The 24,270-nt window shown below is 60.8% G+C and carries 21 protein-coding genes; 2 read left to right on the forward strand and 19 right to left on the reverse strand.

The window, feature by feature from the left end:
• Positions 1 to 119 precede the first annotated feature (119 nt).
• The gene (locus tag KGB27_RS01705) at positions 120 to 1,088 is read left to right on the forward strand and encodes a LysR family transcriptional regulator (protein WP_223552802.1); all 969 of its coding nucleotides are present in this window, start codon (positions 120 to 122) and stop codon (positions 1,086 to 1,088) included.
• Positions 1,089 to 1,221: 133 nt separating this feature from the next.
• Here KGB27_RS01705 and KGB27_RS01710 read toward each other — a convergent pair whose 3' ends face one another.
• The 8 genes from KGB27_RS01710 to arnB are packed head-to-tail and all read right to left on the reverse strand — an operon-like array spanning position 1,222 to position 10,019.
• Positions 1,222 to 2,601 (reverse strand): UDP-glucose dehydrogenase family protein, encoded by a 1,380-nt coding sequence (locus tag KGB27_RS01710; RefSeq protein WP_008038398.1) that lies wholly within the window; start codon positions 2,599 to 2,601, stop codon positions 1,222 to 1,224.
• Positions 2,598 to 2,999, reverse strand: coding sequence for a 4-amino-4-deoxy-L-arabinose-phosphoundecaprenol flippase subunit ArnF (gene arnF, locus KGB27_RS01715; protein WP_223552803.1), 402 nt, complete (start codon positions 2,997 to 2,999; stop codon positions 2,598 to 2,600). The genes KGB27_RS01710 and arnF overlap by 4 nt, the downstream gene beginning before the upstream one ends.
• On the reverse strand, positions 2,996 to 3,340 hold the full coding sequence (arnE, locus tag KGB27_RS01720; RefSeq protein ID WP_008026468.1) for a 4-amino-4-deoxy-L-arabinose-phosphoundecaprenol flippase subunit ArnE: 345 nt from the start codon (positions 3,338 to 3,340) through the stop codon (positions 2,996 to 2,998). Before arnE ends, arnF begins: the two co-directional genes overlap by 4 nt.
• Positions 3,337 to 4,986 carry a lipid IV(A) 4-amino-4-deoxy-L-arabinosyltransferase gene (arnT, locus tag KGB27_RS01725; RefSeq protein ID WP_223552804.1) on the reverse strand — a complete coding sequence of 550 codons (1,650 nt, stop codon included), beginning with the start codon at positions 4,984 to 4,986 and terminating at the stop codon, positions 3,337 to 3,339. Before arnT ends, arnE begins: the two co-directional genes overlap by 4 nt.
• Positions 4,983 to 5,867 carry a 4-deoxy-4-formamido-L-arabinose-phosphoundecaprenol deformylase gene (arnD, locus tag KGB27_RS01730; protein ID WP_223552807.1) on the reverse strand — a complete coding sequence of 295 codons (885 nt, stop codon included), beginning with the start codon at positions 5,865 to 5,867 and terminating at the stop codon, positions 4,983 to 4,985. The genes arnT and arnD overlap by 4 nt, the downstream gene beginning before the upstream one ends.
• Positions 5,867 to 7,858 (reverse strand): bifunctional UDP-4-amino-4-deoxy-L-arabinose formyltransferase/UDP-glucuronic acid oxidase ArnA, encoded by a 1,992-nt coding sequence (arnA, locus tag KGB27_RS01735; RefSeq protein ID WP_223552813.1) that lies wholly within the window; start codon positions 7,856 to 7,858, stop codon positions 5,867 to 5,869. The genes arnD and arnA overlap by 1 nt, the downstream gene beginning before the upstream one ends.
• Positions 7,855 to 8,874: an undecaprenyl-phosphate 4-deoxy-4-formamido-L-arabinose transferase gene (arnC, locus tag KGB27_RS01740; RefSeq protein WP_008026458.1), complete on the reverse strand. Its 1,020-nt coding sequence runs from the start codon at positions 8,872 to 8,874 to the stop codon at positions 7,855 to 7,857. The genes arnA and arnC overlap by 4 nt, the downstream gene beginning before the upstream one ends.
• Positions 8,871 to 10,019 carry a UDP-4-amino-4-deoxy-L-arabinose aminotransferase gene (gene arnB, locus KGB27_RS01745; RefSeq protein WP_223552814.1) on the reverse strand — a complete coding sequence of 383 codons (1,149 nt, stop codon included), beginning with the start codon at positions 10,017 to 10,019 and terminating at the stop codon, positions 8,871 to 8,873. The genes arnC and arnB overlap by 4 nt, the downstream gene beginning before the upstream one ends.
• A 433-nt stretch (positions 10,020 to 10,452) precedes the next feature.
• Between arnB and xerC the strand changes: the two genes are divergently transcribed.
• A complete protein-coding gene (gene xerC / locus KGB27_RS01750) occupies positions 10,453 to 11,343 on the forward strand; it encodes a tyrosine recombinase XerC (protein WP_008038408.1) in 891 nt (296 codons plus the stop codon).
• Here xerC and KGB27_RS01755 read toward each other — a convergent pair.
• The 11 genes from KGB27_RS01755 to KGB27_RS01805 all read right to left on the reverse strand — a co-directional run bounded on the left by KGB27_RS01755 (position 11,340) and on the right by KGB27_RS01805 (position 24,261).
• Positions 11,340 to 12,410: an ABC transporter ATP-binding protein gene (locus KGB27_RS01755; protein ID WP_207284299.1), complete on the reverse strand. Its 1,071-nt coding sequence runs from the start codon at positions 12,408 to 12,410 to the stop codon at positions 11,340 to 11,342. The genes xerC and KGB27_RS01755 overlap by 4 nt on opposite strands.
• Entirely contained in the window at positions 12,407 to 14,005 is a 1,599-nt protein-coding gene (locus tag KGB27_RS01760; protein ID WP_223553001.1) for an ABC transporter permease, read from the reverse strand. Before KGB27_RS01760 ends, KGB27_RS01755 begins: the two co-directional genes overlap by 4 nt.
• A 3-nt stretch (positions 14,006 to 14,008) precedes the next feature.
• On the reverse strand, positions 14,009 to 15,022 hold the full coding sequence (locus tag KGB27_RS01765) for an iron ABC transporter substrate-binding protein (protein WP_008026448.1): 1,014 nt from the start codon (positions 15,020 to 15,022) through the stop codon (positions 14,009 to 14,011).
• A 192-nt stretch (positions 15,023 to 15,214) separates the two neighbouring features.
• Positions 15,215 to 15,970, reverse strand: a complete 756-nt coding sequence (locus tag KGB27_RS01770) for an ABC transporter ATP-binding protein (protein WP_192227217.1) — start codon at positions 15,968 to 15,970, stop codon at positions 15,215 to 15,217.
• Complete coding sequence (locus KGB27_RS01775; protein ID WP_223552815.1) at positions 15,964 to 17,025, reverse strand: FecCD family ABC transporter permease; 1,062 nt, start codon at positions 17,023 to 17,025, stop codon at positions 15,964 to 15,966. The genes KGB27_RS01770 and KGB27_RS01775 overlap by 7 nt, the downstream gene beginning before the upstream one ends.
• Positions 17,022 to 18,209, reverse strand: a complete 1,188-nt coding sequence (locus KGB27_RS01780; RefSeq protein WP_223552825.1) for an ABC transporter substrate-binding protein — start codon at positions 18,207 to 18,209, stop codon at positions 17,022 to 17,024. Before KGB27_RS01780 ends, KGB27_RS01775 begins: the two co-directional genes overlap by 4 nt.
• A 65-nt stretch (positions 18,210 to 18,274) precedes the next feature.
• Complete coding sequence (locus KGB27_RS01785; RefSeq protein WP_223552830.1) at positions 18,275 to 20,704, reverse strand: TonB-dependent receptor; 2,430 nt, start codon at positions 20,702 to 20,704, stop codon at positions 18,275 to 18,277.
• Positions 20,705 to 20,805: 101 nt separating this feature from the next.
• Positions 20,806 to 21,783, reverse strand: a complete 978-nt coding sequence (locus KGB27_RS01790; protein ID WP_223552832.1) for a FecR domain-containing protein — start codon at positions 21,781 to 21,783, stop codon at positions 20,806 to 20,808.
• Entirely contained in the window at positions 21,784 to 22,299 is a 516-nt protein-coding gene (locus KGB27_RS01795; protein ID WP_008026436.1) for a sigma-70 family RNA polymerase sigma factor, read from the reverse strand.
• A 77-nt stretch (positions 22,300 to 22,376) separates the two neighbouring features.
• Complete coding sequence (locus KGB27_RS01800; RefSeq protein ID WP_223552843.1) at positions 22,377 to 23,621, reverse strand: MFS transporter; 1,245 nt, start codon at positions 23,619 to 23,621, stop codon at positions 22,377 to 22,379.
• Positions 23,622 to 23,700: 79 nt separating this feature from the next.
• The gene (locus tag KGB27_RS01805) at positions 23,701 to 24,261 is read right to left on the reverse strand and encodes a membrane integrity-associated transporter subunit PqiC (protein ID WP_223552845.1); all 561 of its coding nucleotides are present in this window, start codon (positions 24,259 to 24,261) and stop codon (positions 23,701 to 23,703) included.
• Positions 24,262 to 24,270: the final 9 nt, after the last annotated feature.

Genomic DNA, 24,270 nt, shown 5'->3' on the forward strand with positions numbered 1-24,270 from the left:
AGTACGGGGATTATTAGCGGTTGCCAAGCCTGGTTTTCTGTGTTCATTATTATTGGCCAGCTATGTTTTTGTTGTTGGGCACAGGTTGTTGAATAGCGCGCCAGAGGTAAATAAGCATTATGGAAACCCCACTTTCCAATTCCGGAAACCCGGCGCCAAAAACGGCGCATCGAGCGCCACTGGCCCTCAGCGGGCTGGATTTCAAACTGCTCAAAGTGTTCAAGGCCGTGGTCGAGGCCGGCGGTTTCAGTGCGGCGCAGAACGAGCTGAATGTGGGGCTGGCGGCCATCAGCAAACAGATCTCCGACCTTGAAATTCGTATCGGCATGCGCTTGTGCACCCGAGGTCGCGAGGGCTTTCATCTGACTGAAGAAGGCCGCCTGGTGTATCAGGCATCGATTGATTTATTTGCCTCGGTCGACAACTTTCGCGACCGGCTTAGTTCGGCACAGAACGAACTTATTGGCGACTTGGGCGTGGGGGTTATTGATAACACTATTTCCGACCATAATTCGCCGTTAGTTGCAGCGCTAAGACGGATAAATGAAGAGTCACCGAAAGTAAGATTTCAACTTCAGGCGTCACAACTGGATGAAATTGAAAGAGGGGTCGTAGAGGGACGCCTGGTGGCCGGTATCGTGCCGGTTTATCAGAAACGCGAAGAGTTCGACTATTACACGCTGTATGAAGAACGCTCGGAGGTTTACTGCGCGATCGGCCACCCGTTGTTCTCGGTGCCGGACGCAGAAATCGGCAGCAACGTACTCAAGGATTACGAGTGCATCAACCACCGCTACGCGATCCATCGCGACAAACTGAATTTTGCCCGGTACGACAGTTTTTCCGCCTCGGCGACCCAGGTGGAAGCCGTGGCGCTGCTGATCAAGACCGGGCGTTTCGTGGGTTTTCTACCGCAGCATTACGCCGCGTCGATGGTCGCCCAAGGGCAATTTCGCGCGGTGCGGCCGGACCTCATTCACATCAGCACACCGTTCAATCTGATCCTGCGTCACAACACCGTGCGCAGTCCGTTGGTGAAGGCGTTTGCCCAGGCGTTGGGCGTTGATTTGAAGGTGCCTGTTTGTTAATCAAACTTTACTGAAACCATCAAACTGTAGGAGCTGGCTTGCCAGCGATAGCAATCAAAAGATCACCACAAAGTCCAAGGTCCTCATCGCCGGCAAGCCGGCTCCTACAGTGTTTTGAGTAGGCCTCTGTCAATCACGCAACAACCGAAGCCACCGGCCATTGTTGATGCGGAATCGGTAACTTGCGCGAGTCGCCTCGCCCCATCGGAAAGTACATAAACCCGCTGCGCGCCAACCGGTCTGCGTCATACAGATTGCGTCCATCGAATATCACCGGCGCTTTCAATCGTTGCTGGATCAGATTGAAATCCGGCGCCTTGAATTGCTGCCATTCGGTGCAGATGATCAACGCATCGGCGCCGGCCAGCACCGATTCCGGGGTGCCCATGAGCATCAGCTTCGCTTCGTCTGGATACAAATGCTGGGTTTCCTGCATCGCCTCCGGGTCGAACGCCCGCACGCTGGCACCGGCGGCCCACAGCGATTCCAGGAGTACCCGACTCGGCGCATCGCGCATGTCGTCGGTGTTGGGCTTGAACGCCAGGCCCCACACAGCAAACGTCTTGCCGCGCAAATCGCCTTTGTAGAACGCGTTGATGCGCTCGAACAGCTTGTGTTTCTGCCGCTGGTTGATGGCTTCCACCGCTTGCAGCAGGTCGCTGGAGCAATGCGCTTCCTCGGCGCTGTGGATCAGGGCGCGCATGTCCTTGGGGAAACACGAGCCGCCATAACCGCAGCCGGGGTAGATGAAGTGGTAGCCGATGCGCGAATCGGCGCCGATGCCCAGCCGCACAGATTCGATGTCGGCGCCGAGGTGTTCGGCCAGTTCGGCGATCTGGTTGATGAAGCTGATCTTGGTCGCCAGCATGCAGTTGGCGGCGTACTTGGTCAGCTCGGCGCTGCGCAGGTCCATGAACATGATCCGGTCATGGTTGCGGTTGAACGGTGCGTAGAGGTCGCGCATGACATCGCGCACGTCATCGTTTTCGCAACCGATAATGATACGGTCCGGGCGCCGACAATCGGCGACGGCCGAACCTTCTTTCAAGAACTCCGGATTGGAGACGATATCGAACTGCAGTAACCGGCCGACCTTGATCAGGCACTTGTCGATGTGCGTGCGCAAGGTATCGCCGGTGCCCACGGGAACGGTGGATTTCTCCACCAGAATCACCGGCTGCTCGCGGTGGCGGGCCACCGCTTCACCCACCGACAGCACGTAGCGCAAATCCGCCGAACCATCGTCCCGGGACGGCGTGCCCACCGCAATGAACAACACCTGGCCGTGTTGCACCGCGAATTTTTCATCAGTGGTGAACTGCAACCGCTTGGCCTCCAGGCTTTCGCGCACGAGGCTGGCCAGCCCCGGCTCGAAAATGCTCACGTGGCCTTGCTGCAGCAACTCGACTTTTTTCTCGTCGATGTCCATGCAAACCACATCGTGGCCGACTTCAGCCAGAACAGCGGCCTGCACCAGGCCGACGTAACCGCTACCAAATACACTGATTTTCATAGGTCACCCCTGAGTGTGGACGCGTGAGCAGGTCGAGCGTTGATGGTGATGACGCCCAGAATGACCAGGGCCACCCCGAGGCTTTTGGAAAGGCTGAAGTCTTCGTTGAACACCGGCAGGACGGCGGCCAGCAGGTACACCAGCGCGTAGCTGATGCTCAGCAGCGAGTAAGCCCGGCCCAGTGGCACATCGCGCAGGGCCACGAGCCAGCTGAGCATCGACAGGGCATAAGCGAGGATGGCGGCCAGCACCACGGCGACGGCGCTCGGGTCGAGGCTGGCGGTCAGCAAGTGCTCCGGTGACGGCAGGCGCGTCATGCTCCAGCGCATGCCCAACTGCGCGGCACTGCCGAGCAGCACGCTGCCCAGGGCGAAAGCGATGCCCCGACGCAGGCTCATGCGTTCAACCCCAGCAAAATCACGCCGCCGATCACCAGCGCCACGCCCAACCCGTGGCGGCGGTCGATGGTTTCGTGGAAGACAAAGCGAGCGATCAGGGTGATCAGCACAAAATTGAGGCTCAACATCGGATAGGCGACGCCGACTTCAAGTCGCTGCAACACCAGCAGCCACACCAGCAAACCAGCGCCCAACGCGGCGAGGGCCAGCCACAGCCATGGCGAGCGCAATTTCTCGCCCCAGCCCGACGTCTTGCCGCGCCAGTTCTCCACGGCGTATTTCTGGGCGATCTGGCCCAGGCAGGTCAGCAGGCAGGCCGCCAATACCAGCAACAGGCTCATGACGCACCCTGAGGGAATATCAAAATCACAAGGTTGCCTTGTTCATAGCGTTTGCCATCCTTGGGCAAGCGGTCGATTTCACGCAGCTCGTCTTCACCCTTGACCCGCATCAGCACGCCTACCGAGCCACGCTGACGGGCGTCGTGCATCCACTGTTGCACGCGATCAGGGTCGACGCGTTGCGACACGCCGTCAGGATAAGCGAGGCCATATTTCAGTTCGCCTATCGTGTTGTACAACGCCACGTCCGGGCGTTTCAGGCGCCAGGCCAGGGCCGAAGCGGCGCCCAGATCGTTACTCAACAAACTGGCGGTCTCGCCGAGTTCCCGGGCATGCTCAAGGACAAACTGGTCGGGCATTTTGTTCGCCACCACCGATTCGGGTATGGCCGCCGGCAAGACCCCGACCAGCAGCAGGCTGCCGAAGGCCGGCGCCGCCCAGCATTGCAAGGGCCGGAACGCTTGCAGCAGGTTGGCCATGATCCAGCCGATCAGGCCGATGAACACCAGCACCAGGTTGTGCAACTCGTGGTCGTACAGCGGTTTTTTCAGTTGCAGGTACACCAGCGTGAAGAGGGTGGTCAGGCCCAGCATGAGATTGAGCAAACCATTGAGGCCCAGTACCCGGCCTTGCTCCAGCCGCAAGCGATCCGCCAGCGCATGCCCCAGCAGCAAGGCCAGTGGCAACAGGCACGGCATGATGTAGGTGGGCAGCTTGCCGTTGCTCAGGCTGAAAAACAGCAGCGGCATCAGTAACCACAACAGCAGGAACGCGATGTTTGCCTGCCTGCGGGTTTGCCATGCCTGACGAAGTGCAGACGGCAGCAGCACCACCCACGGCAGACTGAACGCCACCAGCAACGGCAAATAAAACCACCACGGCGCGTCATGCTGCGCGTCCTCACTGGCGAACCGACGGATGTGCTCGTGCCAGAAGAAAAACCGCCAGTAATCGGGCTCCTGCGCGTGCACCGCCAAGGCCCAGGGCAGGCTCACGGCGATGGCCACGGCAATTGCCAGCGGGCCGTAGATCAACAGTTCACGCCAGCGTTTTTGCCAGAGCATCCAGGGCAGGGCGATCAGCACCGGCAGCAGCCAGGCGAGAAAGCCCTTGGTCAGGAAGCCCATGCCACAGGCCAGGCCCAGTGTTGCCCAGGCAATCAGGCGTCGGGCGCGGGTGGCGCTGTCCAACGCAAACCACAAGGCGACCAGGCTCAGGTTGACCCAGAAAGTGAACTGCGGATCGAGATTGGCGTAGCCGGCTTGCCCGGCGACCACGATGAAACTCATGTACAGCAACGCGCAGGCAAAGCTTTTGCGTGGCTCGTTCCACAGCCGGCGAGCGATCAAGTAACACAACATCACACTGAGCCCGGTACTGATGGCCGAAGCAATCCGCACCCCGAACAGATTGTCGCCAAACAGTGCCTGGCCAAGGGCGATCATCCAGTACCCGGCCACCGGTTTTTCGAAATAGCGCAGGCTCATGAAATGCGGCGAGATCCAATTGCCGCTCAAGAGCATGTCCTGGCTGATCTGCGCGTAACGGGTTTCATCGGGAATCCACAGACCGTGGGTGCCCATTGGCAGCAGGTAGCCCAGCAGGAAAAGTCCCAGCAGCAGCGGAAGTACCCAGCGTTTACTCATGCACCTTGCACTCCCAGCCAGCCTTCACGGCCGTCGAGCGTGCCGCGCAGTACGCGACCGGTCGGCAAGGTGCCTGGCGCCTCGGGCAGCCATTCGCCCAAGGGTTGAAAATGGATACCTCGCTGGCGCGCAGCGGCCAGCAGTTGACGAAAATCGTTGGCCATCAGAATCCCTTCTACTTCGGCGTGGATCGTATAGACGTTGAGTTTTTCCGGGGAGAATCGATCGAGAATGAACCCGTTGAAGTCCTTGGCCGCGACCGTTGGGCCAACCACTTCATCGAAGGTCGGCAGGTCGACCGGAATCTGCGGCGCGCCCAGATCACCCTCGGCCAATATCGGGCGGAACAGGCTGTGGCCACGGCAATCGCTGTTGTAGCGAAAGCCGAAAGCCTGCTTGGCCTCGATCACGCGCTCGTCCGCCCGCCAACCGGCGGCTGCCGAACACTCGATTTTTTGCCCGAGGATGTCGCCGAGCGTGTCCACGCCCTGGCGAATCTGCTCGATCAACTGTGCGTCGCTCCAGCGCCCGGCATTGGCCTGCCAGCCGTGGTGATCCCAGGCATGCAGGCCGACTTCATGACCTGCATCCCGGGCCTGGCGCATCAAGTGCCCGAGGTCGCGGCCAATGGGTTTGCCCGGCCATGCGGTGCCGGCCAGCAGGATGTCCCAGCCGTAGAGCCCGGCGGCGTTGGAACGCAGCATCTTCCACAGGAACTGCGGACGGATCAGGCGCCACAAGTGGCGCCCCATGTTGTCCGGCCCGACGCTGAAGAAAAACGTCGCTTTGACCTGGGCTTCATCGAGCATCTCCAGCAGCCGGGGCACTCCTTCCCGAGTACCCCGGTAGGTGTCGACATCAATCCGAAGGCCTGCCTGCATCAGTGTTTGTCCGCGATTTCGAGCATCGCTTCACGCAAGAAGAAATCCAGGGTGTTGCCGATGGTTTCGCTCATCTGCACGGTCGGCGCCCAGTCCAAAAGGCGCTTGGCGTTGTCGATGCTCGGTTTGCGGTGGGACACGTCCTGGTAACCGGTGCCGTAGAACGCCTTGCTTTCGACGTCGCGGAAGCCGGCGAACGGCGGGAAGTTGTCGCGCAGCGGGTGCGCTTCGAACTGGCGCAGCAGTTCCTCGCCCAACTGACGGATGCTGGCTTCGTTGTCCGGGTTGCCGATGTTGATGATCTGGCCGTTGCAGGCATCGTTGTCGTTATCGATGATCCGCGCCAACGCTTCGACGCCGTCTGCGATGTCGGTGAAGCAGCGTTTTTGCTCACCACCATCGAACAGGCGAATCGGCGTGCCTTCCACCAGATTGAGGATCAGTTGCGTGATCGCCCGGGAGCTGCCGATGCGTGCCGAGTCCAGTCGGTCGAGGCGCGGGCCCATCCAGTTGAAGGGGCGGAACAGGGTGAAGTTCAGGCCTTTCTGGCCGTACGCCCAGATCACGCGGTCGAGCAATTGCTTGGAGGTCGAGTAGATCCAGCGCTGCTTGTTGATCGGCCCGACCACGAAGTTGGAGGTGTCTTCGTCGAATTTGGCGTCCTGGCACATGCCGTAGACTTCCGAGGTCGAGGGGAAGATCACGCGCTTGTTGTATTTGACGCAGTAGCGAACCAGTTTCAGGTTTTCTTCAAAGTCCAGTTCGAACACGCGCAGCGGGTTGCGGGTGTACTCGATCGGCGTGGCGATCGCCACCAGCGGCAGGACCACGTCGCACTTCTTGATGTGGTATTCGATCCACTCGGAATGGATGCTGATGTCGCCTTCGACGAAGTGGAAATGCGGATGACTGCGCAAGCGTTCGATGGCGTCCGAGCCGATATCCAGCCCGTAGACCTCGTAGCGGTCGTCACGCAGCAAACGTTCGGACAAGTGATTGCCGATGAAACCGTTGACGCCGAGGATCAGCACGCGGGTGCGACGTGGCGCGCGCCCGGACTCGGCACCGCGCAGCACGGAACCGTCGACCAGCCCCAGTTCGTTGGCCAGTTGCGGGCCGCTCAGGTACAAACCGTTGTCGTTGCGTTGGCCGGCAGTGATCACCAGGGAATCTTCGCCGCAGGCAATGCGCAGCGGATCGACGCTGATGACCCGGCCCGGTGCCTGACCTTCGTTGCCCTGGGCGACTTCGGCGCTCCACACAATCAGTTTGTGCTCACCCACCGCGCAGAACGCGCCGGGATAAGGCTGGGTCACGGCGCGTACCAGATTGAACAGTTCTTCGGCCGGTTTTTGCCACATCAACTTGCCGTCGGCAGGCGTGCGGCGACTAAACACCGTGGCTTTCGATTCGTCCTGCGGGGTCTCGCTGACTTTCCCGGCGAGCAACGCTGGCAGCGTGTCGCGCAGCAGGTCGGTGGCGGCCACGCGCAACTTGCCGTGCAGGCTCAGCGCGGTGTCGCTGCGCTCTATCGCGACTTTTTTCTGGGCGAGGATCGCGCCGGCATCGGCCCGTTTGACCATGCGGTGCAGGGTCACGCCGGTTTCACTTTCGCCATTGACCAGCACCCAGTTGGCCGGCGCACGACCGCGATAGCGCGGCAGCAACGAACCGTGCAGGTTGAACGCGCCCTTAGTGGCCGTGGCCAGCAACGGCTCGCTGAGCAGGTGGCGGTAATAAAACGAGAACAGGTAATCGGGGTTGAGCTTGGCGATGCGTTCGATCCACAGCGGATGATTGACGTCTTCCGGCGCGTGCACCGGGATCCCCTGACGGGCGCACAGTTGCGCAACCGAGCCGTAGAAGGCGTTTTCCTGCGGATCATCGGCATGGGTGAACACGGCGGCAATCTCGTAACCGCTGGCGAGCAGGGTTTCGATGCCGGCACAGCCAATATCGTGATAGGCGAAGACAACAGCTTTTGCGCTCATGAGAGAACCTGATCTGAAGAGGTGGAAGTGAGGCCGTCGACGGTGACCACAGGCGCCGGGGTGGCCGGCTGGCCGCGCAGGACTTTTTCGATGAAGAACCGCGGACGGGCGCGAACGTCGCTGTACATGCGCCCGAGGTATTCACCCAAAAGACCCATGCCGATGAATTGCCCGCCGGTGAACACGAACAGCACGGCGAACAGCACGAACGTACCGTCACCGGCCCAACTGGCGCCGAACACCAGTCGCAGGACGATCAGCGCCATGGCGAATGCCACGCCCAGTCCGGCCATGGCGAAGCCGACAATGCTCAGCAACCGCAGCGGCGTGGTGGTCATGCACGTGATCAGGTCGAACATCAGATTGACCAGGCGCATGGGGCTGTACTTCGATTCGCCGTGTTCGCGCTCGGCGTGGGTCACCAGGATTTCCGTGGTGTGCCGGGCAAAGCTGTTGGCCAGGATCGGAATGAACGTGCTGCGTTCACGGCAGGCGAGCATGGCGTCGACAATGGTCCGGCGGTAAGCCCGGAGCATGCAGCCGTAGTCGCTCATGGCGACGCCCGTGGAGCGCTGCACGGCGAGGTTGATCAGCTTCGACGGCCAACGGCGCAGGGCCGAGTCCTGGCGGTTGTTGCGCACCGTGGCGACCACGTCATAGCCGAGTTCGGCCTGTGCCACCAACCGTGGAATTTCTTCGGGCGGGTTTTGCAGATCGGCATCGAGGGTGATGACGACATCGCCCTTGCACTGCTCGAAACCGGCCATGATTGCCGCGTGCTGGCCGTAATTACGGTTGAGAATGACCGCCACCACCGGGCTGCACTCGCGACTGGCGGCTTCTTCAAGTATCTGCGCCGAGTGGTCGCGGCTGCCGTCGTCGACCAATACGATTTCATAGTCATGGTGCAATTGCTGGCACGCCGCCTCGGTGCGCCTGAGCAGTTCGGGCAGGCTGTCCTGTTCGTTGTAGACCGGGATGACAATTGACACACAACGGATCGGATAAGGTTTCACAGGCGTCTGTCCACAGTGTTTTCGATGGCGCTGACCACACGGTCGACGTCGTCGTGGGTCATGTCGGGGAACAACGGGATCGAACACAGGCGCGCCGAGTTCCATTCGGTGTTGGGCAGGTAGATGTTGGGGAATCGCCGGCGGTAGTAGGTGTGCAGGTGAGTGGCGATGAAGTGAATGCCGGTGCCGATGTTTTGTTCCTGCAGGGCTTTCATGAACGCCTCACGGTCCAGCCCGCAGCGTTCGGCATCGATGCGCAGGATGAACAGGTGCCAGGCGTGCTGCTGCGGGTAGGCCGGAATCGCCAGCGGTTGCACCGGTGAGCCTTCCAGCCGTTGCAGGTAAGTCTTGGCCAGTTCGGTGCGCTTGGCGTTGATCTGGTCCAGGCGCTCCAGTTGCACCAAAGCAATGGCGGCATTGATGTCGGCCAGGTTGTATTTGAACCCCGGCTCGATCACTTGGGCCTGGGGTTTGCGGCCGTGGGTCAGGCGGTCGTAGGCATCGACGCCGAGGCCGTGAAACTTGAGCATGCGCACCCGGTTGGCCAGCGCTTCATCATCCGTGACGAACATCGCGCCCTCGGCGCAGGTCATGTTCTTGATCGCATGGAACGAGAAGATCGCCGTGCCTTTCGCGCCGACGTGACGATTTCTGTAGAGGGTTCCGGCGGCGTGGGCGGCGTCTTCAACAACGGGGATGCCGTGTTTGTCGGCCAACGCATAGAGCGGGTCGAGATCGAAGGCGGCACCGGCATAATGCACCGGAATGATTGCCCGGGTGCGCGGGGTGATGGCCGCTTCAATGTGCTCCATGTTGCTCATCAGCGTGTCGCGGTCAACGTCGACGAACACCGGTGTCGCGCCCAGCAGGCAGATCATGTTGGCGGTGGAGACCCAGGTCTGGGACGGGGTGATCACTTCATCGCCGGGACCAATGCCCAAGGCCAGTAATGTGACGTGCATGGCACCGGTCGCCGAGGAAAGTGCCACGGCATGACGGCAGCCCACGTAGTTGGCGAAGTGTTCTTCCAGTTGCTGGTTTTTCGGTCCGGTAGTGATCCAGCCGGAGCGCAATACTTGCTCTACGGCAGCCATTTCTTCATCGCCGATACTGGGGCGGGAGAAGGGGAGAAAAGCCTGACTCATGGGCACCTCAAGGCTGTTGGCTTAGTGGTGTGGCTCTAGATAATTATTGGATCCAATAAAAGCGTAGCCGAATAATCTAAAGCTGCATCAATGAGTTGACTCATCATGCTGACAATCCGCTTTCATTGACTTTTCCTGCCTGGACCGGCAGGTTGGGAGCCCCTTGCGGCTCACCGTATTCATAAGAGGTTAGGCGCGTTTTTGTGAAAGGAACATGAAAAACCAGTCGGCGAATCGTTTTTCTGACAGCTATTAAGCCCGTGTTCAGGCTACTGCCGTTCATCGCGTTTTTAGTAGAAAGGTCCTACAGAAGTGTTCCGCTTTATATGAAGGATGTTTCAATCCTTAGTTGTTTTAATGATCTGTTTCCACTCAAGGCCGTTTTGTTTTGATTGACTTACCTGTTGCTGATTCAACTGCTGCAAAGAGTCCGATGACCGTGTATCTGGCGCGACTGGCGCCGTCCAGCCAACTGACCATGCGTTATGTGTTGCAGGATGCCGCCGACCGTCTGGGCTTCGAAGACATGAACGTCGAGGAAATTCCCTGGCACGAGCTTCAGCCCGAGGATGTGATCGCGCTGGTCGCGGCACTGCGTGAGGATGGCTACGCGCCGAATACGTCGTCGCTGTACGTCAACGCTGTGCGCGGGGTGATGAACGAAGCGTGGCGCATGAGCCTGATCAGCCAGGAACACTTGCTGAAAATGCGTTCGGTCAAAGGAATTGCCGGAACGCGGCTGTCCCAGGGGCGCAACCTGCGACGCTCGCTGATTCAGGAAATGATGGCGGTCTGTGCCGCGGACCCACGGCCACAAGGCCTGCGAGACGCGGCGATCATCGGGATTCTGTATGGCTCGGGCATGCGTAAATCGGAATCGGTGAACCTGGACCTCGATCAGGTGGATTTCACCGAGCGCAGCCTGCGGGTGACCGCCAAAGGCAACAAGCAATTGATCAAATACGCACCGGCCTGGGCATTCGCCAAACTGGATGCCTGGCTGGAGCTGCGCCGTTCGCAGCTCAAGGAAGGCGAAGTGGACGATCCGTTCCTGTTCAATCGCATTCGCCGTGGCAGCCACATCACCCGTGAGCGCATCACCAAGCACGCGATCTATTACATCGCCCGCCAGCGCGGCGCGCAGGTCGGGGTGAAGATCATGCCCCACGATTTTCGCCGCTCGTTCATTACCCGGGTGATCGAGGAACACGACTTGTCGATCGCGCAGAAACTCGCCCATCACAGCAATATCCAGACAACCGCCAACTACGACGTGCGGGATGACAACGAGCGGCGACGGGCCGTGGATCGTTTCGACCTTTAAGCTTCGCTCAACACGTGGGCGTGACCGATGGTCGAGACGTGCACCGCACTGCCGGTGGGTGGCGCGTAGAGGCCCGAACTGCGCACCATGAGTGTGCGACCGGGCTGTTCGGCGGATGGCGGCGACTCCAGTTCCACGGTCAAGGTGCAGGTATTGCCGCTGAAATCCCGTTCGGTCACCACCGCGCGGCACCCAGTGGCCTCCACCGCGCTCGGCACGATGCCGACCACTTGCAGCTGCTCGGGCCGCAGCATGATCTGCGCGCAACGGTTGTTGCGATGGTTGTTGACCGGAATCCGCCCCAGATCACAATGCGCCCAGCCAGCCTCGATCCTGGCGGGCATGACCACCGCATCGCCGAGAAACAGCGCGGTTTGTTCGTCACCGGGGTAGCGGTAGAGGTCCAGTGGATGACCTGACTGCACCAGTTGGCCATCGCGCATGACCGCCAGTTGATCGGCAAACGACAGCGCCTCACTCTGGTCATGGGTCACCAGGATGGTGGTGACCCCGGCGTCTGCCAGCAACCGCGCGACCAGTTTGCGCATGGCCGCTCGTAATCCGGTGTCGAGCGCGGAAAACGGCTCATCAAGCAACATCAGGCGTGGCTGTTGCGCCAGTGCCCGCGCCAGAGCCACACGTTGTTGCTGGCCGCCGGAAAGCTCGTGGGGCCAACGATTGGCCATGCTGGAATCCAGTGCGACGCTGTCCATCAGCTCAGCAATACGCTCCTGTTTTTGCGCACCCTTGGTCGACAAGCCGAAACCGATGTTGGCGGCCACGGTCATGTGCGGGAACAAGGCGCCGTCCTGCGGGACATAACCTATCTGGCGTTGGTGCGCCGGGACTTCGTGAGTGTCGTCCACCAACGTCTGGCCGTTGAGTGTCAGGCGACCCCAGTCCGGAAACTCGAAACCGGCGATCATGCGCAACAAGGTGGTTTTGCCCGAACCGGAAGGCCCGACGATCACCGTGCGGCTGCCCGTCGGCACCGACAGGCTGATGTTTTCCAGGGCGCGTTGCGAGCCATAGGATTTGCAGATCGAATGCAGTTCAAGAGCGTTCATCGGCCAGCCGTTTTTTTGGATTGGTGATAGAGGAGCCCGGTCAACGGAAGTGACAGCAGGATCATCAGCAAGGCATATGGCGCGGCAGCGGCGTAGTCGATCTCGCTGGTCAACGCCCAGAACCCGGTCGCCAGCGTGCGCGTGCCGTTCGGCGCGAGCAGCAAGGTGGCGGTCAATTCATTGGTGATCGCCAGAAACACCAGCGCGGCACCCGCGGCTGCACCGGGCGCGGCGAGGCGCAGGGTAATCAGCCACAGTGCGCGGCCGGGCGAGCGCCCCAGACTGCGCGCGATGTTCTCCAGCTCCACCGGCGCCTGGGCGATGCCGGCCCGCAAGCTGACCAGAGCACGGGGTAAAAACATCAGCAGATACGCCAGCAGCACGGTGATCGTGGTCTGATAAATCGGCCGGGCGAAATGTACCGTGACGGTCACCAAAGCCAGGGCGACCACAATGCCCGGCAATGAGCTGGTGATGTAGTTGCAGCTTTCGAGGACCCGTTGCAGCCGCCCCGGCGAGCGGATCGACAGCCAGGCAATCGGGATCGCCGCGCAGGTGGTGAGGGCCGCACCCGCAATCCCGAGCAGCAGCGTCTGTTGCAGTGCCGGCATCAAGTCATCCATCTGCCAGACGTGCACACCACCGGCGATCAGCCACTTGCCCAAGGTGATCAACGGCACCCCGAGCGCGAGGGCGCAGGTCACGATTTGCAAGGTCAGCGCGAGCACCATGGGCATCTTTTTCAGGCGCACGAGCTGTTGCTCCCGGGCGCTTCCGGAACCCACGCGGGCATAACGCGCATTGCCACGCGCTGTCGATTCAACAGTGAGCATCGCCAGGCAGCACAGCGCGAGAACACTGGCCAGCATGTTCGCGGCAGGTCCGTTGAAGGTGGATTTGAACTGATCGAAGATCGCCGTGGTGAAGGTGTCGAAGCGGATCATCGCGTACAGGCCATATTCGGCCAGCAGGTGCAGCCCCACCAGCAAGGCGCCGCCGCAAATGGCCAGGCGCAACTGCGGCAGCACGACGCGAAAAAATACGGCCCAGGGCTTGAGCCCCATTGATTGCGCGACATCTTCAATGGCCGGATCGAGCCGACGCAAAGTCGCCGCAATCGGCAAGTAGAGGAAGGGGAAGTAGGCGATGACCGACACCAGAACCCCGGCAAACAGCCCGTGAATCGGCGGCACCAGGCTGACCCAGGCATAGCTGTGGACGAATGCCGGGACCGCCAGCGGCGCGGTCGCCAGCAACGACCACCAGCGTCGCCCCGGCAGATCGCTGCGCTCGGTCAGCCAGGCCAGTGTCACGCCCAGCGCGATGCACAAGGGGATCGTGATCAACACCAGCAACACCGTATTGATCAACAGCTCGCCAACCCGTGGCCGGAACACCAGTGCCAGCAAGGTCGACCAGCCAGTTTGTACGGACACGCCGATGACAAAGGCGATGGGCAGCAGCGCGAGCAGAGAAACCAGCACCGACAAACCGATCACCCACGCACCGCCGCGACCCACGAACAATCCGCGGGAGCGGCGGCGTAAAGGTGCGGGAATCGCCTCAGCGACGCCCGCGGGTAATGTTTCAGGTATCAATTAGAGCAGTCCGGCCTGAGTCATCAGCTCCACGGCTTTTTTACTGTCGAGTTTCGAGGCGTCGACTTTCGGCGCGTCGAGCTGCTGCAGCGGCACCAGTTTGGGGTTGGATTCAGCGTTCTTGCCTACAGCATATTCATAGGAGTTACCGGTCTTGAGGATCGCCTGGCCGTCTTTGCCGGTGACCCACTTCAGGAACGCCTGGGCTTGATCCTTGTGTTGGCTGGACGCCAGGACACCGCCACCGGAAATACTCACAAACGCGCCCGGGTCTTTGTGCTTGAAGTAGTGCAGGGCGGTGTTCTTGCTGTTCTCGCCGGTCTTGGCCTGATCACCGAAGCGGTAATAGTGATAAATCACGCCGCTGTCAATTTGCCCGGCGTTGACCGCTTTGAGCACCGAGCTGTTGCCCCGGTACGCGGTAAAGTTGTTTTTCATGCCCTTCAGCCACTCGAGCGTGGCGGCTTCGCCCTTGAGCTCCAGCACGGCGGCGACAATCGCCTGGAAGTCGGCACCAGCCGGGGAGGCCGCCCAACGGCCTTTCCACTTGGCGTCGGCGAGGTCCATCAGCGACTTCGGCAATTCGGCTTCGGGCAGTTTGCCCGGGTTATAGACAAACACCGTGGAGCGTGCAGCGATCCCGACCCATTTGCCATGGGCCGGACGGTAGGCTGCGTCGACTTGCTCCAGGGTGGTCGGCGCCACTGGCGCAAACAGACCGGCGTTGTCCACCAGCACCATGGCCGGGGAGTTTTCGGTCAGGAACACATCAGCCGGGGAGGCCGCGCCTTCCTGCACGATCTGATTGCCCATTTCCGTGTCGTCGCCATTGCGTATCGTGACCTTGATCCCGGTTTCCTTGGTAAAACCTTCGACCCAGGCTTTGGTCAGGCTTTCGTGCTGGGCGTTGTAGACCACGATACCGTCGGCATCGGCGGCGTAGACGTGGCCGGCGCTCAGCAGGGCAGTGGCCAGCAAGGCTTTTTTCAGGAAAGAGGGGATATGGCGATTCATGCTTCGGGCAGCTCCTGTTTTTTTGGGCGTCATGCGCAGGATTTCGCGGGTCAACCAATGCGAATCATTTGCATGTTTCGGATCGCTGGAATGTAGTGGGTACAATGAGAAAAAAACGTTAAATAAACCGTTAATACATGTCATTTTCATTCAGATTAGCAGTGACTCAGCCCCTTGCGCGGTCGATCTGATTCAAACGATGTCGTCGATCAGGATATGGCGCTGGCCACGGCTGCAAATCTCGATTCTGGCTTCGACCTCGTAGACCTCGCGCAGCATCTGTTCGGTGATCACTTCATCGCTGGGGCCGCTCCCCCGGGACGTTCCATTGGCAATCACCAATACCTGATCGGCAAAGCGTAGCGCTTGATTCAGGTCATGAATGGCAATAAATACAATGACTTCGCGTTTGCGTGCCAGTGCGCGCATGAAGTTCAGCACTTGAACCTGCCGATGCATGTCCAGCGCGCTGGTCGGTTCGTCCATCAGCAGGATTTCCGGTTCGCGCACCAGCGTTTGTGCGATCGATACCAATTGCTGCTGCCCGCCACTGAGTTCGCCGAGGTTGCGAAAGGATAGTTCGGTGATGCCAAGCGCGTCGAGAATCTGGTCCACCAGTTTCAGCTCGTCGTCGTGAACGACCCACCCCGGCGTCAGTTGTTTGCGGGCCAGCAGCACGGACTCATAGACGGTCAACCGGGCACTGGCGTTCAAGCCCTGAGGCATGTAGCTGATGCCCTGCGGCCCCTTTTTCGAGCCCTGCAAGTTGACCTGTCCCGGGCCGTCGATCAGCCCGGCCATGCGTTTGAACAGGGTGGATTTACCCGCTGCATTGGGCCCGACCACCGCGACCACCTGGCCACCGATAAACGTTGCCGTAGTCACGCCGCTAATGATTTCGCGCTGGCCATAGCGGGCGCCAAGGTTTTCAAGCTGGAGCTTCACCATGTGTTTTTCTTCCCGCCAAGGATCAAAGAGATGAAGAACGGCACGCCGATCAGCGAAGTGACCACGCCAATAGGGAAAATCGCGCCAGGGATCAGGGTTTTGCTGACCACCGAACTGGCGGACAGAATCAGCGCACCGGTCAGCAATGACGCCGGCAAAAAGAACCGTTGATCTTCACCAATCAGCATCCGGGCAATGTGCGGGCCGACCAGCCCGATAAAACCGATGGTGCCGACGAAGGCCACCGGAAACGAGGCGAGCAGGCTGACCATGATCAGCGTCTGGAAGCGCAGGCTGCGCACGTTGATCCCGAAACTCGCGGCTTTGTCATCGCCTAAGCGCAGGGCCGTCAGGGCCCAGGCCCGTTTGGCGAAGATCGGCAGGGTGATGAGAATCACCGCGCAAATCACCCCGAGTTTTGGCCAAGTGGCTTTGGTCAGGCTGCCCATGGTCCAGAACACCACGGCCGCCACCGCTTGCTCGGTGGCAAAGAACTGCACCAGTGCCAACAACGCGTTAAACGTAAACACCAGGGCAATGCCGAGCAGCACGATGGTTTCGGCGGTTACGCCGCGACGCATGCTCAGAAAGTGGATCAGCAGCGCGCAGAGCATGGCCATGATGAACGCGTTCAGCGGCACCATGTACTGCGCCGCCAGTGGAAACAGCGCCACCCCGAAAGCCAGTCCCATTGCCGCGCCAAAACTGGCGGCAGCAGAAAGGCCCAGGGTGAACGGACTGGCCAGCGGGTTGTTGAGGATTGTCTGCATCTGCGCACCGGCCAGCGACAGCGCCGCGCCGACCGCAACCGCCATCAGCGCGACCGGCAAGCGGATGTCCCACATCACCACCCGCACTTGCGCCGACGCCGTGTCCGGTGAAAACAGGGCGCCAAGCACCTCCCTCAGGCTGTAACTGGCCGGCCCCAGCGCCAGATCGAGCAACACGCTGAACACCAGCAACACCGCAAGCGCAACCAGGATCAGCCGTTTTCGCAGGACCCGTTGACGGTACGTCGCGCTCTGCGCAATAGGCAGTTCACCTAGCGAACTCATGGCTTGCCCCCGGTTTTCTCAAGGCTGACGAAGTAGCCCGGCTGGTAGGGCACGGGCAGGAAGCGCTCGTGGAGTTCGCGAAACGCGGCGTCGGGATCCAGATCGGCAAACAGCGCCGGATGAAACCACTTGGCCAATTGCTGGATGGCCACAAACTGGTAGGGGCTGTTATAGAACTGGTGCCAGATGGCATGAAACGCTTGATCGTTCTGCGCCTTGATGCCGGCGTAGGCCGGGCGTTGGGTGTACCAGGCCAGTTTGTGCCGCGCTTGTGTCAGGTCCGCGCCCGGCCCGACGCCCACCCAGCGACCGCCGGGCGCAAAGGCTTGCCAGTTGGCGCTGGTGACGACCACTTGGTCCGGGTTGGCGACGATCACCTGTTCGGGGTTCAACTGGCCAAAGGTGTTCGCAATGATGCTTTTGGCGATGTTGTTGCCACCGGCCATGTCGACAAACAGGCCGAAATTCTCGTTGCCGAAACTCAGGCAACAATCGTCGGTGTACCCACCGATTCGCTCGATGAACACCGTGGGCCGCGCGGGGTGTTTGGCCTCAATGACGTCGGTAACACGACGGATCTGTTGATTGCGAAAATCGATAAACGCCTCGGCGCGCTCTTCCTTGCCAAACAACTGGCCGAACAGGCGCATGGTCGGCTCGGTGTTTTGCATCGGGTTGTTGCGAAAATCGACGTAGACCACCGGGATCCCCAGCGCGTCGAGCTTCTCGATGTAGCGCGCATCTTCGGTGGCGTGCTGCGCTTCGATGTTCAGGACGATGACGTCCGGTTGTTGCGAGATCGCTTGCTCGATGTCGAAGGTGCCGTCTTCGAAGCCGCCGAAGGTGGGAATCCTGGCAATGTTGGGGAACTTGCGCAGGTAGGCGCCGTAAGTATCCGGGTCGGACTGAATCAAGTCCTTGCGCCAACCGACGATGCGCTCGATGGGGTTTTGCGTGTCCAGCGCGGCGACCAGGTACAACTGGCGACCTTCGCCGAGTATCACCCGTCTGACCGGTATGTGAACCTTGACCTTGCGGCCCAGCAAGTCAGTGACCGTGACGGCGGCGGGATCCGGATTCGCCGCGAGCGCGGTGCGTGGCGCCAGAGAAAACCCCAACACGCCCAGCAGTCCCGCCAATAGCAGGGCCGCGAAGGCGTGGCGGCGTGGATGAACAGATGCCATGGTTGAAACCTTTACAGGTAGCCAGACCGGGCAACGGCTCAGGCCGTTGCCCGGGGCTGAACGTTTCAGAAGTCGACGGTGGCCGACAGTTGCAGGGTGCGCGGCGAACCTTGTGAGAAGGCGCCATAGGACGCGACACCGGACCAGTACTCACGGTCGAAAACGTTCTGCACCGTGGTCCGGAATGTGGTCGGACGCTCCGCGATGCGCGTGGCGTAACGTGCGCCAACATCGAAGCGGGTCCAGGGGTCGAGTTCCTGGGTGTTGGCCTGGTTGACGTATTGGCTGCCGGTGTAGATCGCGCCGCTGGTCAGCGTCAAACCTTCGATCCACGGCGTATCCCACTCGGCCCACAAGTTGGCCTGGACCTCGGGCACGCCCACCGGTTTGTTGCCGCGATTGGCAACGGTTCCGGTCTTGGTCAGTTCAGCGTCGAGGACGGTGACGCCACCGAGCAGGCGAGTGCCTTGGGCGATCTCGCCAAACACGTTCAACTCCACGCCCCGATTGCGCTGTTCACCTTGTACCGAGAACACACCGGAGGCCAGCTCGCCGCTGGGCTTCTTGATCTGGAACAGGCTGAGCGTAGAGGTGAAGGTGCCGTAGTCGACCTTGACCCCGACTTCTTGCTGGCGGGAAATGTATGGCGCGAAGATCTCGCCGGAGTTCGACGCAGTGGCCGGGGCAATGTCGCCCTTGCTCAGGCCTTCGATGTAGTTGTAGTAGAACGACACGTGGTCCCAGGGCTTGACCACCACCCCGAACAGCGGCGTGGTTTCGCTTTCGTCGTACGACGTGGTGACGGCGCCGGCCGCGTTGAAGTTATCGGATTCGATGTTCTGCTTGCGCAGGCCGACAGTGACCTGCAAGCGCTCATCCAGTACCGAAAGGGTGTCGGCCAACGCCACGCCCGACAGTTCTGTCTCGGAGACCTTGAGGGCATCCGGTTCGGCAATGGACGGTTTCGGACGGTCGATCGGGTGGTACATGTTCGACAGCACGGCTGGGCCGGAAATGATGCCGCGTTTCAGTTCGTCGCGATAACGGGTGACCTGCAACGTGGTGCTGTGGCTGATCGGGCCGGTGTCGAAGCGCAGGCGGGCACCGGCGTCGACGGTGTAGCGCTCGACTTCGAATTTGTAGTAGCCCGGGATTGAAGAGGTGTCACCCGCGTTGTTGAGAATGGTCGGGGTCTGATCAGACATCCGCTTCACGTCCGACCGGCCGCCACCGGCGTGGGCGAACACGGTCAAGGCGTCGTTGAGGTCGTACTCGGCACCGAGCAGGGCCGATTTATCGCGGGTTTCGGCCCATCCCCAGTCCTGGCTCACGTTGGTGCGGCCGTTGGCGGCGGAGGGAATTTCCACGCCCGAGGCGATGAGGAACGGACGGGACGCGGCGTCGAATTGTTCTTTCTGGCTGATCAGGTCCAGGGTGGTTCGCAGGCGATCACCCTGATAGTCCAGGGAGATGGCGCCGATGTCGACGTCCCGGGATTGATCGTCGATGGCCGTGTCACCTTGCTGGGTGCTGCCGTTGACGCGCACACCGAAGCGGCGTTCTTCGCCGAAGCGCCGGCTGACATCGACGTGGCCGCCGATCTGCGAATCCATGGCGTAGCTGGCGGTGAAACGGGTCAGGTCCTCATCGAGGGAACGCTTGGGGACTACGTTGATCACGCCACCGACACCGCTGTTGGGCGACATGCCGTACAGCAGGGCGCCGGGGCCCTTGATCACTTCGATACGCTCGGCGTATTCGGTGAAGACCCGGTAGTTGGGCGCAACGCCGTACACCCCGTCGAACGCCAGTTCGCCGAGGTTGCCTTCGCCCACCGGGAAGCCGCGAATGAAGAAGGAATCGACAATGCCGCCGGTCTGGCCAGTGGAGCGTACCGAGGAGTCGCGCTCCAGCACATCGGCCACTGTCACGGCCTGCTGATCTTTCATTAATGTCGAGGTGTAGTTGCTGACGCTGAACGGCGCGTCCATCACGTCCTTGTTGCCCAGCATGCCGAGACGCCCGCCACGGGCGACCTGACCGCCCGGGTAGGCTGGCGGCAAGCTGCCCTTGCGACCGTCGGTGCCGTTGATCGTGGTTTCGGCAAGGGTCAGATCCCCCTCGCTGTTGGCCGGGACCGGCGCCAGGGTGTAGCTGCCATCAGTGCGCGGCACTATTTGCAGGCCGCTGCCGGACAACAGTCGGGTGATCGCTTCCTGGGTCGAGTACGTGCCGGAAAGCCCCGGGCTCATCAGGCCCTCGGTCATTGATGGCTGGAATGACAGCGCAATGCCGGCGTCCACAGCGAACTTCGACAAGGTTGCCCCCAGCGGGCCGGGGGCAATGCTGTAGGCGCGGGTCGCAGTGGCATCCAGTGACGCTGGCGCGGCAAGGGCAACGGGGCAGGCGACGCCGGTCAGGGCAAGGCTTAGCAACGCGCTGCGGATAGCCAGCTTGAGTGAGCGATCCGAACGCAGAGGGCGTGCAACGAACATGGAGTGATGACCCTTTCGACGAGGTTGAGAAGTTCTTCCTTTCCTTGCCAGTCGAGATCAAAAAAAGTATCACCCGCTCAGCCATTTTTTTTGCGCGAGGTTCAGGCGGGGGAGAGCGTCACCCAATAACCGCTCAAGTGGCCGGTGGCGAGCACCGGGTAGGTTTGCACCAGCATGTTCAAGGTGCGTTGGGTATCGCTGAGGGGGAACGCGCCAGAAATGCGCAGATCGGCAATGGCCGGATCACAACGCACGAAGCCTTTGCGATAACGCGCCAGTTCCGCGATGAAGTCGGCCAGACGCATGTTGTCGGCCATCAGCATGCCTTGGGTCCAGGCGCTGACGGAGCGGTCCACCGGGTTCAACAGGCCGAAAGCCTGCGATGAAAAGTCGGTGCGTTGCCCGGCATTGACGATCAAGGGCGTTACGCCGTTGCCACCAGGCAGTTCAACCCTGACAGCGCCGTCCAGTACTGCGAGCTGAGTGCGGGTTTGCAGTTCGCGCACCGTAAACCGCGTGCCCAATGCCTGCATTCGCCCCTGACGGGTGGTCACCAGAAACGGTCGGGACTGGGGGGCTACATCCGGTGCGGTCTGCACCAGGATTTCACCTTCACGCAAATTGATCAGCCGTTGACGGGCGTCGAACAGCACATCGATCGCCGAATCGGTATTGAGTGTAATGCGCGAGCCATCGGCCAGAGTCAACTCGCGTTGCTGGCCCACGGCGGTCCGGTAGTCGGCCGACCATTGCTGGGATTCAACCAGCTTCCAACTGCCCCAACCGGCGGGTAACACGGCCAGTATCATCGCCAGTTTGCCGAGGGCCACGCGGCGCTCGGGATTGCTCGGGCGATCCAGCGCCGACATCGCCAATGACGGGGGCAGGCCGCCCAGTTTGCTTTGCAGCAGTTGTGCCCGGCCCCAGGCGCGGCTGCGTTCAGGGCTGCTGACGCGCCAGCATTCCCACTCGGCGCGCTCGGTATCGTCAAGGTCGCCTTCGCTGATGCGCATCAGCCACTCGGCCGCTTCATCGAGTACTTGTGGATCAATCTGAGTGGGCGTGGCGTAGGTCGACATTCATTCCACCAGCATCAGGCATTGAACGAAGGCCTGTTTCATGTAGCGCTTCACGGTGATCAGCGACACGTCCAGTTGCGTGGCGATGTCGTCGTATTTCAGCCCGCTGATCTGCGACAGCAGGAATGCGCGTTTGACCAGCGGCGGCAGGGCGTCGAGCATCGCGTCGATTTCGTGCAGGGTTTCCAGCACGATGAAACGCAATTCGGGCGAGGGCGCTTCAGGGGCAGGCAACAGCGCGAGGGCATCCAGATAGGCGCGTTCAAGCGCCTTGCGCTGATACCAATTGACCAGAATGCCCTTGGCCACACAGCTCAGGTAGGCCCGGGGTTGTTCAATGACTGCGACCCTGGAAGCCAGTATGCGTGTGAAGGTGTCTTGCGCCAGGTCCGCCGCATCCATGGCGTTGCCCAGTTTTTTGCGCAGCGTGGCGTACAACCAGCCGTGATGGCCGGTATAGAGAGCCTCGATCGCGCGCAGGTGATTGTGATGAGTCGCGGGCAGGGTATCGCTCATGGATGATAATTTTTAGCGATTGAGAGGTATTCCCAATCCTAAGTGACTGCACCCCTGCGGCGCAAGGGGGAGGCTGATCAGTCGCAGCGTGGCGCTTCGTCCGGTTGCAACAGTACTGATCGATAACGCAAAGCAACAATGAGCACCAAGGCCATTGCGTAGGCGAGGCAAACGATCAGATAGGTGTATTGCAGGCCGTAGACCTGGCTGAGCAAACCGCCCAGGGAAATACCTGCGATGGAGGCCAGTTGCGCCGTGCTCTGAGCCACACCCAGTACGTAACCCTGTTGTGAACTGTCGACCGTTTTGGAAATCAGCGCCATCAGCACCGGCGTCGTGGCGCCCAGCAGCACGCCCCACAGGAAGTAGGCCATGACAAACACGGCCGGGTTTCGGGTCAGGCCGGCGACGCCGGTCAGGCCGATGCAGCCAATGACAACCCAGGACATTCGCTGCAGGGTTTGCTGTTGCGTCCGGTGTTCGAAGTAGCGCGCCCAGCGTGTCGCCGAAAGGATGAAGCCCAGTGCCAGCAAGCCGTAACACAGGCCCGTGACCGAATTGCCGACCTCAAACACCGAGCTGACGTACAACGAAAATGATGTCTGCGGCAGCATCCGCGCCAACAGCAGAATGCCCATGACGCCCAACAGCGACATCAGGGGCGAGCCCTGCCACACGCCGCGTGCCCGACCCGGCTGCGGCGCAGCATCCACCACCGGCGTTTTTTTCACGGGAGGCACATCCGGCAACGTCACGGCCGCCACCACGGTGCACACCGCGCAGAGCGCCGAAGCGATGAGATTGATCCAGAAAAAAGTCGCGTAATCGAGAATCAGACCGCCGACCACTGCGCCGAGCAACGAGCCGACGTTGGTGGAGATTTGCAGGATCGCAAACAGGCGGGCCCGCCGTGAGGGCGCCTCGATACTGACCCCGTAAGCCTGGGCTGGCGCGATATACCCGGCAAAGGCGCCTTGCAGGAAGCGCAGCAGCAGAATCACCCAGATATCGCTGCACAGTGCCAACCCCAACTGAGTCAACGACAAACCGGCCAAGGCACGAATCATCATCAACTTGTGGCCATAACGGTCGCCGATCCGGCCCCAGAAGGCACTGGTCAGCATGATGCCCAGCATCGGGCCGACGTACACGGCGATGCTGGCGAAACTGAACAGCGATTCCGACGTGGTCAGCCCACGCAGGTAGACCGGCCAGAACGGGCCGCTCATTTCCATCGCACCCATGGAGATGAGCTGGATCGTGAACAGAAGATAAATCAGGATTCTGACGCTGGAACCCTGAAAAGTGCCTGAATGGAACATCGGTCAGCCTCGGTGGTTGGCCGGCATCCTACGTGCTTTGCCATCGAGGGAAAACCATATCGGGCGTTCTGTATCGGTGTCAGTTGGCAGGCGGACAGCCTCGCTGCGCAGTGGTTGCCGCCTGGCTGATCAACGCGGCCAGGCGTTTGACGTTGTTTTGCTGGGCCACCACCAAGTCATCAATGGAGGGGCCTGAAGGCGTCTGCAAGGTGCTGCGGCAGGTAATCAGCGTGTTATCTCCTTCGCCAGGATTGCGCAGGCGCCATTTGACGTCGATCAAACCGTACTGCCCGGGAATCGAGTCGAAGCGTTGCACCTCCAGGCGTACTGACACTCTTCGCTTCGGACTGCTGCTGGCCAGTTGATCCACCAGAGCACTGCGCAACTCGTCCACCAGACTCGCAGCCCACCATTGGGTTTCGAGAATTGCCACGCCGCTGTTGCCCTGACGAATGACGATCTGCGGACGATCGACCTGGGCCGGTACGCTGAGGCTTTCGATCTGGATTTCCCCGCCGTTGCCTCGTGCGGTGCCGCTCAATTGTGCTGGGGTCAGGGTGTGGAACTGAATCGGGTCACTGCGGCAGGCGGCGAGCAGTAGACACGCAGTGACCAAGGTAATCTTCAGCGGAAAAGCCATGGGTGTTGC

It is taken from the genome of Pseudomonas sp. BF-R-01 (assembly GCF_019946615.1).
In the GTDB taxonomy this organism is placed as follows: domain Bacteria; phylum Pseudomonadota; class Gammaproteobacteria; order Pseudomonadales; family Pseudomonadaceae; genus Aquipseudomonas; species Aquipseudomonas migulae.

Bases quoted from the DNA above. Each gene is read 5' to 3' on its own strand.
- arnT (WP_223552804.1), bottom strand. From the start codon at position 4,986: ATGAGTAAACGCTGGGTACTTCCGCTGCTGCTGGGACTTTTCCTGCTG.
- KGB27_RS01705 (WP_223552802.1), top strand. From the start codon at position 120: ATGGAAACCCCACTTTCCAATTCCGGAAACCCGGCGCCAAAAACGGCG.
- KGB27_RS01785 (WP_223552830.1), bottom strand. From the start codon at position 20,704: ATGTTCGTTGCACGCCCTCTGCGTTCGGATCGCTCACTCAAGCTGGCT.
- KGB27_RS01790 (WP_223552832.1), bottom strand. From the start codon at position 21,783: ATGTCGACCTACGCCACGCCCACTCAGATTGATCCACAAGTACTCGAT.
- arnF (WP_223552803.1), bottom strand. From the start codon at position 2,999: ATGAGCCTGCGTCGGGGCATCGCTTTCGCCCTGGGCAGCGTGCTGCTC.
- KGB27_RS01780 (WP_223552825.1), bottom strand. From the start codon at position 18,209: ATGGCATCTGTTCATCCACGCCGCCACGCCTTCGCGGCCCTGCTATTG.
- KGB27_RS01800 (WP_223552843.1), bottom strand. From the start codon at position 23,621: ATGTTCCATTCAGGCACTTTTCAGGGTTCCAGCGTCAGAATCCTGATT.
- arnD (WP_223552807.1), bottom strand. From the start codon at position 5,867: ATGCAGGCAGGCCTTCGGATTGATGTCGACACCTACCGGGGTACTCGG.
- KGB27_RS01765 (WP_008026448.1), bottom strand. From the start codon at position 15,022: ATGAATCGCCATATCCCCTCTTTCCTGAAAAAAGCCTTGCTGGCCACT.
- KGB27_RS01805 (WP_223552845.1), bottom strand. From the start codon at position 24,261: ATGGCTTTTCCGCTGAAGATTACCTTGGTCACTGCGTGTCTACTGCTC.
- arnE (WP_008026468.1), bottom strand. From the start codon at position 3,340: ATGAGCCTGTTGCTGGTATTGGCGGCCTGCCTGCTGACCTGCCTGGGC.
- arnB (WP_223552814.1), bottom strand. From the start codon at position 10,019: ATGAGTCAGGCTTTTCTCCCCTTCTCCCGCCCCAGTATCGGCGATGAA.
- KGB27_RS01710 (WP_008038398.1), bottom strand. From the start codon at position 2,601: ATGAAAATCAGTGTATTTGGTAGCGGTTACGTCGGCCTGGTGCAGGCC.
- arnA (WP_223552813.1), bottom strand. From the start codon at position 7,858: ATGAGCGCAAAAGCTGTTGTCTTCGCCTATCACGATATTGGCTGTGCC.
- KGB27_RS01795 (WP_008026436.1), bottom strand. From the start codon at position 22,299: ATGAGCGATACCCTGCCCGCGACTCATCACAATCACCTGCGCGCGATC.
- KGB27_RS01775 (WP_223552815.1), bottom strand. From the start codon at position 17,025: ATGAGTTCGCTAGGTGAACTGCCTATTGCGCAGAGCGCGACGTACCGT.
- xerC (WP_008038408.1), top strand. From the start codon at position 10,453: ATGACCGTGTATCTGGCGCGACTGGCGCCGTCCAGCCAACTGACCATG.
- KGB27_RS01770 (WP_192227217.1), bottom strand. From the start codon at position 15,970: ATGGTGAAGCTCCAGCTTGAAAACCTTGGCGCCCGCTATGGCCAGCGC.
- KGB27_RS01755 (WP_207284299.1), bottom strand. From the start codon at position 12,410: ATGAACGCTCTTGAACTGCATTCGATCTGCAAATCCTATGGCTCGCAA.